The following is a 13,248-nucleotide window of genomic DNA, read 5'->3' on the forward strand; positions in this document are numbered from 1 at the left end:
TATGATTTTACTCACAATATTCACTCATTTGACACCTGCCTTTACCTGATGTTTTTATATTCTACATCTTTCTGTTGCTTCTTTTAATCTTTTAGGTATAACAGCCCAATCACTACTTGGAATGAATGATTCAACTTGAATATGGCGTTCATCTTTTTGTTTAATATTGATCAGAAATCCTACATACCCCATATCTGCTTTAAAAAAACGTTTACCGTTAGGGATGTTCATTTCTTGAATACCTGAAACTTGCATACCCCATTCCATACGAATGCAATTACTAAATTCTTCTAGGGTTTTATTTGCAATAAAGCTATTAGATGGTGTCGTCTTTTCAATTTCGCTAATTGAATAGCATCCAACCATTACAAAGCTAAAACAAGCTATTAATAATTTTCTCATATTACAGTTCCTACTTTATAAAGGTTAGTTATGTTTACTGAGTAACCTTAACATTTCTATGAAGCAGATCACAAATTTACAAAATCACCTCTCTAAATTGTGCCGAAAGCGTCCAAAAGCCTTGTTGTTGGTTTGTTTTCCATTCATCACAACGAAATTTTCCTTGTGTTGAGCCGTGCGGAGTCCATAAAAACGATTTATACCCACCGTGTCTATCTAAAAATACATCTATTTGCTTAATGCGCTCTTCTGTGCCACTAAAAGAAACATCATAAACACGGAGATTGTGATTTAATCCTTTGGGCGATACTTGCTCGTATCCATTACCAAATTTAAGCCTGATTACATCAGGTTTCTTAGCAAGTTGCATTCCCCAATCGGGAGCAAAATTAAAGGTTTCCACACTAAATCTCCGCATTTTGTACATTCAGAAAAATCACATCAAGCTGTTTAATTACTTTGATTTCCCATACTGCTAAATCTCTCTGAAACAGTCTATTCCACGCTTCAATCTCAGTATAAGTAATAGGACAAAGCCCCATACCTGACTGTCGAGAAAGAGATAATTCATAAAAAAAGCCCAGCAGATAACTTATCGCTGGGCTAATTTCGATATTCTCAAGCTCTTCAGGAACACTGCCCGTCTGCTCTTGAATAGCCAAAAGATGTTCTCGCAAGGTGCAATTAGAATCTTTTGGCTTTTTGTCTAATTCAAATTCTTTTTTAGCGTATGCCAACAAATCATCAATTAGCTCTTCAAGAACTTTCCCAAATCGTTAGAATGTTCAAGGACTTGTTCAATAATCCAATCACATTCCGTTAATAACATTCGGGCGTTTTCTTCCGTGAATGGCAGTTCTTTTTTGTCGCCAAATTCCACATTTTCCCAACCAACCATACGATTTAATGCTAACTCGATAGGTAGATTAAGATATGCCTCACGACCGTGCTCCTGAATAAACTTGTTCATCTCTTCAGGGGTCATTTGGCTACGTTTAAATTGTTTGCCAGCGGGAGAGCCTGCACCACCGCCACCACCGCTTGAGCCAGAGCCTTTTAGAATAGAATCTTTGTTAGGGTAAGCATCCACTAAAGCCTCTAACGCCTCTTCAAAATCCGCACGTTGCCCTGGTTTCACTCGACTGAAAATTTCGTTGCCAAGCGCATCTTTTGCCAAAATTGCACCGTTTTCATCAATGCTAAAATGCTTACCAAAGAACGCTTGAGCCACATCAACAGGCATTGCCAATTTCTCTGTGACAAACTTAGAGCGAGCGAATGAGCCGCCGATCAACTCAGTATGCAATTGACCTTGCACTTTCTCTGCTAACGCTTTGGCATCTGCCAGCTTTTGCTCATAACCCTTAATCACTTCTTGTTTAACCTTTTCCGCTTCACCTGCATCAATCAGTTTTTTAGCGTCAAGGTTTTCCACCGTTTTTAAGGCTTCTTTTGCTTTTGCCACATCATCAATCCCGTCAAACTTTTTGAGTTCTGCTTCCGCTTTCTCTTTAGCCTCACGGTGTTGTTTGTTTTCAGCATTGAGCGAAGAAATTTTTTGCATTGCTTGCGGTGCATCAAAAGGGATTTCCTTCCCGTCATCGTGGGTATACACAGGTTTACCATCTACAACCACAACATTGCCTTTTTCATCAAGTTTTAATTTCATTTGGATTTCCTTCCTAAGTAAGTTTGTGTTTCTTCCGAAACGTGGATAATAAAAACCGCACGATCTTGCGAAAGTGCGGTTAATTTTCATGTAATAAAAAAGGTGCGATCGTTATAATCACACCTTAAATATCAAGTAATAACTGTTCCATTCTATCTAGCCGTGCTATACCAATTTCATAAGTATGCTTTTCTAATTTTCGTTTTTGTAATGCTCGTCCTGCTTCGCTTGCGCGTTTTTTTGATGCGTTTTCATTTTCTTCTAGAACTTCTCGCCGTTGTCGAATTTCATCCCACTTCGCTACGCCCGTAGTCCAGTAATCCCAAAGCACTTCATAACATTCTTTTTGATAACGAATAAGTTTCTCTTTTAATTCTGGCTTAACTTTGGAAACTTTGACCCCAAATAGCCACCCATTGAGATAGTGCAATGGTAAACAAACCGCTTCTTGTTCACCACCATTTGAAGGTATTCGTATAACACGAATACCTTGCGAAAGAACCTCATTGCGCTGTAATCGCTCGAATTGTGCGTGCCAGACTAAACCGATATTTTCTACAATCTGTTTCATCGGCACATAAGGCTTGCTGTTATGATTGATGACTAAAATTTCTGAACCAAAGAATTTTGCTTTTAATGCTTGCATAAATGCCTCCTAGTTTCTTCCCACTAAAAAGAAACCTGTAAGAAATAGCGAGTGGGAGACACAAACGCTACTTGTCGAGTGTACTTTTCTATCTTACAGGCAATAAAAAACCGCTTACACATTGCTGTATAAGCGGTTTAGTTGAAATTAGGTATAAAAAACCTAGCACTTAGGCTAGGTTAATAATTGTAGCTCCACAAAATGAGAAAGGGAGCTACAACGGAAATAGCTCTACTTAATTTAATTTCATCATTCTTTCATAGGCTTCACGCTTGCTTTCTCGCAATGATTGTATTTCTGACTTCGTCAGCTGTCTTACGTGAATTGAGGATAAATCTCGCTTCCCATTCTGTGAGTTTTGAGAAATCATAGCCAAATTCTTCTGTCCACCAGTGTTCAATACTGCCATATTTTTCCCTCAATTGATTCAGTGTTTCTTTAGATAATCGTAATTGTACAGAATATTGTTTTCCTGTCAAAGCATAAGCACCAACAACTTTGCCATTTTGTTGCTCAATATACCCTTTAAGGCTGGCTAATGTACCGCCTTGCGTTTGAGTATCATCGAGAATAATAGCCAGTTGACCTTTAGGATATTCTCCATCAAATGCAGGGGAATAAATCAATCTATGCCAACCATCACCTGCTGTTCTAGAAACCTTAGTTGCTTGAACAATGGAAAGATCGACTTTTACATTCAATTTCTTCGCTAGCACTGTAGCAGTTGCTACAGGAATCATATTTCTACCAACAGCTTCTTCAGCGTGAACTGGAACAATAATAACATTCCGACCAGCGATGATTTTACGCAATTTCTCAATTGCTTCATCTGAAACAAGATCTTTTGCTAAATGATAAGCCGCATCAATATCCCCCTTCTTAGCTAATTCATAAAGAGGGTGAGATGTTGCATCACCTAATTTTCTATCTATAACTGTATCGGGGAAATCGTCTGACCAATTTGAACGCATTTGTTTTATTACTCCATCTTGAGTATTAAATTTTGCATTTAAATTTGCCAAAGTCAACGGTCTACCACTCTGATTCAACATATCCCGAAATGTAATCACATTCCTCTTTGAATGAGATGATTTTAGCTCTCTTGATAGGATCAGAAACTTTTTTAGGTTGCAAAGAATATAACCAAGCTGGAAACTTGCGTAAATTCATACAAATCATTAGTTGCAAACCGCCATTTGTAGGTATCAAGATTTCCTTGATACCTTTCCCAAAATGCTCAACTAATTTTTCGTGCTGACCTTGCCACGAAAGACCAATACTTTCTGTGATAGTTTTCATTACAACATATGGTTGCTCATCGTGTTCTACTAACAACAATTCTGTACCAAAAAAATGGAACTTTTAGTAAATTGATTTCCTTCTTCATATATATTCTCTCTTACTCTCGCTAAAAGAGCCTGTAAGAAACGGTAAGCGAGAGAAACAAACCGCTTTCGGGTGTACTTTCCTATCTTACAGGTATAAAAAAACCGCTTACACATTGCTGTATAAGCGGTTTAGTTGAAATTTAGGTATAAAAAAACCTAGCGCTTAGGCTAGGTTAGTAGAAATAGTTTAGCTTGCTGATATTTCTGCTGTCTTACAATATCTTTTTCAGTGACTTTTGCTAGACGACTTAGATCCATATTAGACCCTATCCCAAATTCTGTGTAAACACCCATTTCAACTTAACGGTGATCGTCTAGGCGATCACCAAAATCAATCATAAATCGATTCATCGCCAGTTTCCAGTTCTGAATCGGCATTGTCCATTTTTTTTGATGCATCTTTAATCGCAAGCCAAATCACTTTGAAAACTGAATCATCCGTCGGGAATACATTTCGTTTTTTAATCACGCGACGAATCACGCTATTAAGCGATTCCACGGCATTCGTGGTATAAATCGCTTTACGAATATCAGCCGGATAATCAAAAAATGTGGTAATATTTGCCCAGTTATCTTCCCAGCCTTTCGCCACAAGCGGGTATTTTGCCTGCCATTTTTGCGAAAGTGCGGTCAGATTTTCGCGAGCCTGTGCTTCCGTCGGGGCCTGATAAACCTGCTTTAAATCTGCGGTGACGGCTTTGTAATCTTTCCACGAAACGAATTTCAAGCTGTTACGCACTAAATGCACAATGCAAAGCTGAATCTTCGTTTTAGGAACTGCATTGATGGCTTCCGGGAAGCCTTTTAAACCTCGATTTTGAAGCTCTGTCAGCACATTCGCCCAGAACTTCGCACCTTCATTTTCAGCAATCCAATCACGGTCACGAGGCGTCTCAATTTCTATCTCACCTTCATCACAAATGACGGTCTTAGATGTGTAACCGTTACGTGCATTTTTACCTTTTCTAGGCTGATGTTTTTCATAACCAAGATGGTCGGTCAGTTCACCATTTAACGCAGCCTCGACGGTGATTTTCTTGAGCATCCGTGAAAATTGATTGAGGTCTTCCGGTGTTTTTAGATTTTTGGCAAATTCCGCTGCCAAGGCGTGAAGTTGTTTTTCGTTCATAATAAAATACCTGTGTCTGAATGTATTATCTCAGAAACAGGTATTTACACAAATTGTGGGAGAGGCTCTTTTAATAGCCAATCTGCAGTTATGGCTTTCTATGATTCCTTTTGTAACAGCATGATCCATGATAACGCTGACAAGTTGATGGACTTTTTTCAAAGTATTACTACGATTAGCAGCTTTTTCATAAACTTGTACTAAAGTTCTTACCGTAATTTCTGATACGTGCTTTTCTCCAATATAAGGAAAAATATGATTTTCTAATCTAGTCCAATTATTTTCACGTGTTTCTGCATTTTTGGCTTTCTGTTTGTAAATACCGTTGAAATAGCTTGTTGAGACTGAATAGAAAGTATCTCTAATTTGGCTTTGAGCTTCTTCTTGTTGTCTAAGTTTCTCTGCTTGTAGATCTATGTTTTGAGCAAGTAAAGCCCTAAATTCTTCACGTTTCGCACGAGCTTGAATCAGTGAAATTTCAGGAAAAGAGCCAATTCTTAGATTAGTTCGCTTTTTTGTAAATGGGATTGAATAATTAAAGAGCCAAGTTTTACTTCCAGTAGGTCTAATTCTTAATAGTAAACCATCCCCATCATGCAGACTATATTCTTTATTTTTGGGTTTAGCTTCTTTAATTTCCATTGCTGATAATCGTGTGAATTTTCTTGCCATGAGTATTTTCCCAACAATTAAACGGTTTTTGGATAGTAACACGAGATTGTTCTGTGTTACTAACTGTGTTACTAAAATGTGAGATAGGTAGCGATAAATTACGATATAAAAAGATAAGAAAAAAGCCTTGAATCATTGATATTCAAGGCTTTATTTAGTTTTTACGATAAGCTACGAACAGCTACGTAAAGTCAAATGGTGCTCTGGGCGAGACTCGAACTCGCACATCCTCTGGACACTACCCCCTCAAGATAGCGTGTCTACCAATTCCACCACCAGAGCGTAAATTCTATTTTTATTGAGGAATATCGCTATTTTCTGTTTTAGCCGGAGCAACTTCTTGTTTTTGCTCTACGTTACTTAAATCTTCAAATTGGCTTTTTGGTGCTGCAGTTTGTGAATTTAAGTTGCCGATAACGAGGCTTACGCTAAAAAAGATAATCGCTAAAATCGCTGTTGTTCTTGATAAAAAGTTTGCAGAACCAGCTGAACCAAATACCGTTCCAGCTGCACCAGCGCCAAACGAAGCACCAGCGTCTGCACCTTTACCCTGTTGCATTAAAATAAAGCCAACGAGGAAGATTGCAACAACGAGATAAACAATAGTCAGTATATTAATTAACATTGTGTTCTCTTTAATCTGTTCAAAATAAAATTCCGCAGGTTGCGGAATTAACTTTCGATGGCGTAAATAATAGCTATCTTTACTTTTCCTTGCAAGCGGATTTTATTAATTTCTGTGTATTCGGTTTATTTTTCAACATTTTGCGTAGATTTACGGGTATAACGTGATTTAGAACTTGTTGTAAGCGGTGTTATTTTCGCCAAACTTTGCAAAATCTGCTTGTTTGGAGAGCTTAATAAACTTGGCAAACGCTGGTTTAAATCTGCCATAAATTGTTGATAACTGGCTTGTTTTTTGCTGATGTCTGTTAGTTGCATTTCCCAGTGAGCTGTCATATCAGGCTGTGTTGCAACATCTGGCAAGGCACTAATTAAGGTTCGCCCTGCTTCTGTACTATGAATATTTCTGCCTTTTTTGATTAAAAAACCACGTTTGAATAATAATTCAATAATGCCAGCTCGGGTGGCTTCTGTACCCAAGCCATCGGTTTCTCTCAACACTTTTTTGAGCTGTTTATCTTGTACAAAGCGAGCAATACCCGTCATTGCTGACAACAAGGTCGCATCAGTAAAATGGCGTGGGGGCTGTGTTTTTTTGCTGACGATCTCGCCGCTTTCACACCATAACTGCTGATCTTTTTTAACCACAGGTAGCAAAGGTTCAACGATTTCATCATTATCTTCTTTGCCTAACAAAGACTTCCAACCTGCGACAACCAAGTTTCTAGCTTGAGCAATAAAAGTCCCCCCTGCGATATTTAACACAATTTTTCCTTTACGATATTCTGCGTCAGGGCAAAATTGCATTAAATATTGTCGAGCAATAAGCTGATAAATCCACTGTTCATTCTGAGTTAAGTGAACTTGCCGCCCTTGACGTGCCGTCGGGATAATGGCGTGGTGAGCTTCTACCTTACTGTCATTCCAGCAACGGTTTTTCTTATTCGGATCAACCGCATTGGGCTTTTGTGCATACTCAGGCAAATGATGAACAATTGCCGCCATCACTTTTAGGCGATCGGCAAAATGTTCATTCGGCAAATAACGGTTGTCGGAACGAGGGTAAGTAATCAATTTATGGGTTTCATACAGCCGTTGGCAAACATCAAGCACATCTTGGGCAGATAAGCCAAAACGGCGAGCCGCATCAATTTGCAAGGCTGAGAGTGAATAAGGGAGTGGTGCTGCTTCACTTTCCATTTTATCTTGATATTCGGTAACGCAAGCGGCTTGATCCGTGATACGTTTTACCACATTCTCAGCAAGTGGGCGAGAAAGCACTCGTCCATCTTCATCTTGATAATCTTCGCAGGCTTTACTGGGTTGCCATTGTGCTTGAAAACGCTCTTGGGTTTCAGGGACAACCACATTTGCCAACACTTCAAAATAATCTTTTGGGATAAAATTTTCGATCTCAAGATCCCGTCGAACAATCAAGCCCAACACGGGCGTTTGTACACGCCCAACGGAAAGCACGCCTTTATAACCTGCCCAACGCCCTTGTAGCGTATAGGCTCTGGTCATATTGATCCCATATAGCCAATCTGCCCTTGCACGCGCTAAAGCCGATGTAGCAAGCGGTACGAAATCTCGGTTAAATTGCAATTTTTCAATCGCTTTTTTGACGGCATTAGGGTTGAGATCACTAATCAAACACCGTTGAATTTGGGATTTACGCTCAGGGGATAAATTTAAGTAGCCAAAAACTTCGTCCACCAACAGTTGCCCTTCACGATCAGGGTCGCCTGCATTGACTAAAATATCCGCTTGTTTAATTAAACGCTCTACCACTTTAAACTGCTTAAGCGTTTCTTTTTTGGGGATCAGTTTCCACTGCTCAGGAATAATCGGCAAATGTTCCATTCGCCACATTTTAAAACGTTCATCATAAACATCGGGTTCGGCTTGTTCTAACAAGTGACCGATACACCAAGTGACCACATTGTCTTCGCCACACTGAATAAAGCCGTCCCCACGGGTATGGGGTTTCGGCAATACATCAGCAATCGCACGCCCTAAACTTGGCTTTTCTGCAATGAATAAACGCATAAGTTGCTTATAGACCTTGTGATGATAAGAGCATTTGACAAAGTTGTGGCGGTTGTGGAATAGTTTTTGCTTTTGGTGTTGTTGATGGCGGTGCAGGCTCAAACCAAGAATAAAGTTCTTCACCACAGCCATCGCCAGCAGGCACTGGAGCTTGATTTTCACAGTTCGCCGCATCTGCAGGGCAAGTTAAACGAACGTGAAAATGCGAGTCGTGGGCGTACCACGGACGAATTTTGCGTAGCCAGTTGCGATCCGTTCCTGCGGTATTACAGAGTTTCACTTTAATCGCTGGATTGACAAAAATGCGATCAACTCTTGGATCTGAAGCGGCAAGTTTGAGTAGTTTTGTATGGTTTGCCGTCCATAGACGTTCATCTACTACGTTAGTCTTACGATCAACCATAATGGTCGCTAAACCAGCTGGATTTCGAGCTGTTTCATCGTCCATTGGGCCAAAACGAAGCCAAATATCGGCATCTAGCCCCGTTTGATGGCTAGCGTGTCCAGAAGAAAAACGCCCCCCAGCAGGCATTCCCATATCCCCAATTAAAATCGGTGGAATGCCTGATGCTTTAGCATTTTTTGCTAAGGTTTTTAAGTAGCTTAATAATTGAGGGTGTCCGTAGTAACGATTTTTGACAGAACGAATAACTTGGTAGCCTTCGCCTTTTAATGCAAGCGGTTGAGCGCCAATAATACAGCCGTTGCTATATCTCCCAATGGATTGAGCCTTACCCACCACAGGCGTGCGGATTTTTTCCCATTGGGTTGCAAAAGCGGTGGCGGATAAGAGTGCTAAACCTGAAACAAAGGCGGTTTTAATCAATTTCATTTTCTTCTCCAGACCTATACTAATTTAATATGTATGGTAATCTCTTCCCTATCGTGATACAAATGTTTTGTCTGAATAGCAAATTTCAGCCCTTGTTTCTCTAATAACGAAGCAATCGTATCTCCTGCAACAACTCGCCTACCACAATCATTTGACGAACAAAAATCAACTGATTAAAGGCTAATTCTCTGGCTAATCTATCCGCTTCTCCTGCCTGATAGCACTCAAAAATCACATAACCACTGTTCTCTTTGAGATTAGCAAACCCATAAATTCCCAATTGAGCCGCTTTATCATTGATTTCACCTGCCACTTCCTTTTCAAAACCTGCACGGCAGTATAAAGCTAATTTATTCATTACTTCTGACTTCTCACACTAATATAAACCAACGCCGCCCAGCCCACTAAAAATAGCGTACCGCCAATAGGCGTTGTCCAAACAAAAACTCGGCTTGCCCCTAGGGCTAACGCATATAAACTGCCACTAAACAGCAAAATCCCTAACACCCAACTACCGCCAATAATGTTAAAGGCTTTGGCTCTACAAGCGGGCGGATTTTGCGAAAAATTTGCAATTTGAAACAGCCCCAACGCCATCAATGCTAACGTATGAAACATCTGATATTGCAAGCCTGTTTCAATCCACGCCAACGCTTTCTGATCTAAAACCTTCTCCAAACCGTGAGCCGCAAAAGCCCCAAAAGCGATACAGAAAAAACCACTTAGGGCTGAAAAAGGAAGAAATTTGTTTTTCATCGTATCTCCTTAAAATTTTCGTGCAATATATCACATTCCTTTTTAAGCAAAAACAAAAGGCTAAGCACTTTCGTACTTAGCCTTTGTTGGTAATACGTTGTTTAATGATATTACCACCCAAATGGGCATCTATTAGACCATTCTTTGCACGTTGAATGGCTTCAAGCAGTTGAGTATCTGTAATATGTTGCTTTGTTGCAAATAACCGCTTGAATGACAGCATATCAAATGTTAATGGGGAAAAAATCCCACATAAAACAATACTATACTGTCTGAATAAGGATATCCGCACTAATTCCCATCTTATGATGAATATTGCGGATCATATTTAGTGTCAATGGTCTTTTCTTATTAAAAACTTCTGATACACGATTAGGTTTTCCGATAATACCATCTAAATCTTTGATATTAAGCCCCTCCTGCTCCATTCTAAATTTTATCGCTTCAATCGGGGTAGGTGGATCAATCGGATAATGTTTTGCTTCATAATTTTCAATCAATGTCACCATTACATCAAAATAGTCTAATTCATCTTGGGTTAGCTCATCTTCTTTATCAAAAAAAGGTTCAATAAGAGAAAGGGCTTCTTGGTAATCTTGTTCAGTTCTAAGTGGTTTAATATTCATTTATTTCTCCTATGCTTGTTCGTGGCTATTTGCGTCTATCTTGTCATATTCTTCGTGAGTACCAATAAATTTAATATAAACCGCTCCTAATTTATAGGCAATTGCAACAACTAATCTATGGTGGTTTCCTTTAATATTAAAAACAACTCGTCTATCTTTTAGAATACTCGCATTTCTATATTGTTGTTTAATTTCATTTGCGGTTTGCCAATTCGCTTTTTTTACTTCTGAAATCCAAGCCTTTAATGGTTGCTCTGTTTCAGGGTGCTTAGTGTAATAATCCACCAATTTTGATGTTGAAATAATTCGCATAACGATCCCTCTGAATAACTTACACTTTATCCCAGTTTGGGATTTTTTGCAATTCTTTTAAACCCCCTGATGTATCTTTCCACTCTAAAACCACCGCTTGTGTATCGACCAAGCACGACCAGTGTGTGCGTTTATCCATTACTCTTTTTCCATTAAATAAAAATAGGATTAGCCTAACAGAAACCATCATAAAAACCTTGATATGTATCAAAAGGGGTTTGCCCCGATAAAATAACGTTGCTTAATTAAACAATTACATAACAACCCCTTGCTTAATTGTCATTCAGTTACTACAATTCCTCAAATTATCCGACCCCGAGCCTGTTTTCCTAAGTCTAGCGATATGGAAACTGTGCCTGTAATTTGTTGATTACACAGGGAAAGTTGAGAAATCGGCTCTCCTCTCATATTTAGAAAGGTGTCACATTGCAAATCCCAATTAAAAATGTCGGGAACGAGTTTGAGCAAGGTTTGATCGACCGTTTCCAACGTCAATACACTTATTTACGGTTGTCGATTACCGATGTCTGTAACTTTCGTTGCAACTATTGTTTGCCCGAGGGGTATCGTCCGCCGTCGCATAAACAAACCTTTCTGTCTGTCGATGAAATTCAACGTGTTGCTCAAGCCTTTGCCAATTTAGGTACAGAGAAAATCCGTATTACTGGTGGCGAGCCGACTTTACGCAAGGATTTTTTAGAAATCGCTCATCGCCTTTCACAAACGGCAGGTATTCGCCAAATTGCATTAACTACCAACGGTTATCGAATGGAACGTGATGTTGAGTTATGGCAACAAGCTGGAATTACCCATTTAAACGTGAGTGTTGATAGCCTTGAGCCACGTCAATTTCATTTGATTACAGGGGAAAATAAACTCGCAACGGTGTTAAACGGTATTGAGCGTGCCTTTGAAATTGGCTATAAAAAAGTCAAAGTGAATGCCGTGTTGATGAAGCAATATACCGCTAAAGGTTTGGACGATTTCCTGCGTTGGATTAAAGATCGCCCTATTCAAATGCGGTTTATTGAGTTAATGGAAACCGGCGAAATGGATCACTTTTTCCAGCAACAGCACCTTTCAGGGCAATCCATTTTAGAACAATTGACCCAAGAAGGTTGGCAATTACAACCCCAAGCGATGTCTGACGGCCCTGCTAAAGTTCTCGCCCACCCTGATTATCAAGGGGAAATCGGTTTGATTATGCCTTATGAAAAGAATTTTTGTGCCAGCTGTAACCGTTTGAGAGTGTCGGCATTAGGCAAATTGCACCTTTGTTTGTTCGGCGAAGAAGGTATTGATATTCGGGATTTATTACAATCGGACGAGCAACAATTTCAACTCGAAGCCAGATTAAAATCCGCTCTGCAAGGCAAGCGCGAACACCATTATTTGCATATTGGCGATAGTGGCGTGAGAAATAATTTGGCATCGATTGGGGGGTAATCTGTAAGGACACACTGCGTGTGTCCAAAAATCTATTATGAAACATTGTAGGGACGCTTGGCGTCCATTTTCTGATTTTTCAAAAATATATTTAATTAATGCGGACACACGCAGTGTGTCCCTACATCATTAATATTTTACAAAGAGAAAATAATGAACACCTTTACCCATATAAACCAAAACGGCGAAGCCAATATGGTTGATGTTTCTGCCAAGCAAGACACCGTGCGAGAAGCTCGTGCGGAAGCCTTTGTAACAATGAACCCTGAAACGTTACAGATGATCATTTCAGGCAACCACCACAAAGGCGATGTTTTTGCCACTGCTCGCATTGCCGGCATTCAAGCGGCAAAAAGAACGTGGGAACTCATTCCCCTTTGTCACCCTCTTCTGCTTTCTAAAGTGGAAGTACAACTCGAAGCCCTGCCTGAAAAAAATCAAGTACGGATTGAATCCCTGTGCAAACTGTCGGGCAAAACCGGCGTAGAAATGGAAGCCTTAACCGCAGCCAGTGCCGCTGCTTTGACGATTTATGATATGTGCAAAGCGGTGCAAAAAGATATGGTAATCGAGCAAGTTCGATTGCTCAGTAAAAGCGGTGGGAAATCAGGCGATTTTGTCGCTAAATCGTAGGGTGGGTTTTAACCCACCGACAACATCAAAATGGGATAAGAAAATGGTGGGTCAAGACCCACCC

At 39.8% G+C, this 13,248-nt stretch carries 17 protein-coding genes, 1 tRNA gene, 2 pseudogenes and 1 riboswitch; of the genes and pseudogenes, 2 read left to right on the top strand and 18 right to left on the bottom strand.

The window, feature by feature from the left end; all coding sequences use genetic code 11:
• Positions 1–54: 54 nt before the first annotated feature.
• The 18 genes and pseudogenes from J1G47_RS06155 to J1G47_RS06245 form a co-directional block, all read right to left on the bottom strand.
• A complete protein-coding gene (locus J1G47_RS06155; protein ID WP_010786944.1) occupies positions 55–402 on the bottom strand; it encodes a hypothetical protein in 348 nt (115 codons plus the stop codon).
• 76 nt (positions 403–478) lie between these two features.
• Complete coding sequence (locus tag J1G47_RS06160) at positions 479–805, bottom strand: phage tail protein (protein ID WP_012621722.1); 327 nt, start codon at positions 803–805, stop codon at positions 479–481.
• Position 806: 1 nt separating this feature from the next.
• Entirely contained in the window at positions 807–1,139 is a 333-nt protein-coding gene (locus J1G47_RS06165; protein ID WP_234799254.1) for a phage tail assembly chaperone, read from the bottom strand.
• Between the two features lie 11 nt (positions 1,140–1,150).
• Positions 1,151–2,071: a DUF6651 domain-containing protein gene (locus tag J1G47_RS06170; RefSeq protein ID WP_075605943.1), complete on the bottom strand. Its 921-nt coding sequence runs from the start codon at positions 2,069–2,071 to the stop codon at positions 1,151–1,153.
• Positions 2,072–2,195: 124 nt separating this feature from the next.
• Positions 2,196–2,717, bottom strand: a complete 522-nt coding sequence (locus J1G47_RS06175; protein ID WP_005714627.1) for a phage antirepressor N-terminal domain-containing protein — start codon at positions 2,715–2,717, stop codon at positions 2,196–2,198.
• Between the two features lie 266 nt (positions 2,718–2,983).
• Positions 2,984–3,739, bottom strand: a complete 756-nt coding sequence (locus J1G47_RS06185; protein WP_234924148.1) for a phosphoribosyltransferase — start codon at positions 3,737–3,739, stop codon at positions 2,984–2,986.
• A 10-nt stretch (positions 3,740–3,749) separates the two neighbouring features.
• Positions 3,750–4,016, bottom strand: a complete 267-nt coding sequence (locus tag J1G47_RS06190; RefSeq protein ID WP_010786939.1) for an antirepressor-like protein — start codon at positions 4,014–4,016, stop codon at positions 3,750–3,752.
• 389 nt (positions 4,017–4,405) lie between these two features.
• Positions 4,406–5,234: pseudogene (locus J1G47_RS06195) on the bottom strand (IS256 family transposase).
• 30 nt (positions 5,235–5,264) lie between these two features.
• Positions 5,265–5,906, bottom strand: coding sequence for an integrase arm-type DNA-binding domain-containing protein (locus J1G47_RS06200; protein ID WP_049753181.1), 642 nt, complete (start codon positions 5,904–5,906; stop codon positions 5,265–5,267).
• Positions 5,907–6,102: 196 nt separating this feature from the next.
• Positions 6,103–6,188, bottom strand: a tRNA-Leu gene (locus J1G47_RS06205).
• A gap of 13 nt (positions 6,189–6,201) precedes the next feature.
• Positions 6,202–6,531, bottom strand: a complete 330-nt coding sequence (secG, locus tag J1G47_RS06210) for a preprotein translocase subunit SecG (protein ID WP_010786936.1) — start codon at positions 6,529–6,531, stop codon at positions 6,202–6,204.
• A gap of 125 nt (positions 6,532–6,656) precedes the next feature.
• A complete protein-coding gene (locus tag J1G47_RS06215) occupies positions 6,657–8,579 on the bottom strand; it encodes a DNA topoisomerase III (RefSeq protein WP_075620991.1) in 1,923 nt (640 codons plus the stop codon).
• 7 nt (positions 8,580–8,586) lie between these two features.
• On the bottom strand, positions 8,587–9,411 hold the full coding sequence (gene mepA, locus J1G47_RS06220; RefSeq protein WP_075620992.1) for a penicillin-insensitive murein endopeptidase: 825 nt from the start codon (positions 9,409–9,411) through the stop codon (positions 8,587–8,589).
• A gap of 118 nt (positions 9,412–9,529) precedes the next feature.
• Positions 9,530–9,769: pseudogene (locus tag J1G47_RS06225) on the bottom strand (methyltransferase); the annotation flags it as partial.
• Positions 9,769–10,167: a DUF423 domain-containing protein gene (locus tag J1G47_RS06230; RefSeq protein ID WP_010786933.1), complete on the bottom strand. Its 399-nt coding sequence runs from the start codon at positions 10,165–10,167 to the stop codon at positions 9,769–9,771. The gene J1G47_RS06230 and the pseudogene J1G47_RS06225, both read right to left, overlap by 1 nt.
• Before the next feature lie 76 nt (positions 10,168–10,243).
• Entirely contained in the window at positions 10,244–10,390 is a 147-nt protein-coding gene (locus tag J1G47_RS06235; RefSeq protein WP_010786932.1) for a type II toxin-antitoxin system RelE/ParE family toxin, read from the bottom strand.
• Positions 10,391–10,430: 40 nt separating this feature from the next.
• Positions 10,431–10,793, bottom strand: coding sequence for a helix-turn-helix domain-containing protein (locus tag J1G47_RS06240; RefSeq protein WP_005712896.1), 363 nt, complete (start codon positions 10,791–10,793; stop codon positions 10,431–10,433).
• Between the two features lie 9 nt (positions 10,794–10,802).
• Positions 10,803–11,105 (bottom strand): type II toxin-antitoxin system HigB family toxin, encoded by a 303-nt coding sequence (locus J1G47_RS06245; protein WP_005712894.1) that lies wholly within the window; start codon positions 11,103–11,105, stop codon positions 10,803–10,805.
• 301 nt (positions 11,106–11,406) lie between these two features.
• Positions 11,407–11,542, top strand: a riboswitch (molybdenum cofactor riboswitch).
• Here J1G47_RS06245 and moaA point away from each other — a divergent pair.
• Both moaA and moaC read left to right on the top strand, forming a co-directional pair.
• A complete protein-coding gene (gene moaA / locus J1G47_RS06250; protein WP_075605930.1) occupies positions 11,532–12,551 on the top strand; it encodes a GTP 3',8-cyclase MoaA in 1,020 nt (339 codons plus the stop codon). Its footprint overlaps the riboswitch before it by 11 nt.
• A 153-nt stretch (positions 12,552–12,704) precedes the next feature.
• Positions 12,705–13,184 (top strand): cyclic pyranopterin monophosphate synthase MoaC, encoded by a 480-nt coding sequence (gene moaC, locus J1G47_RS06255; RefSeq protein ID WP_005712888.1) that lies wholly within the window; start codon positions 12,705–12,707, stop codon positions 13,182–13,184.
• The last annotated feature ends 64 nt before the right edge of the window (positions 13,185–13,248 follow it).

Origin of the sequence: Glaesserella parasuis, assembly GCF_017352235.1 — a bacterium.
Lineage (GTDB): Bacteria > Pseudomonadota > Gammaproteobacteria > Enterobacterales > Pasteurellaceae > Glaesserella > Glaesserella parasuis.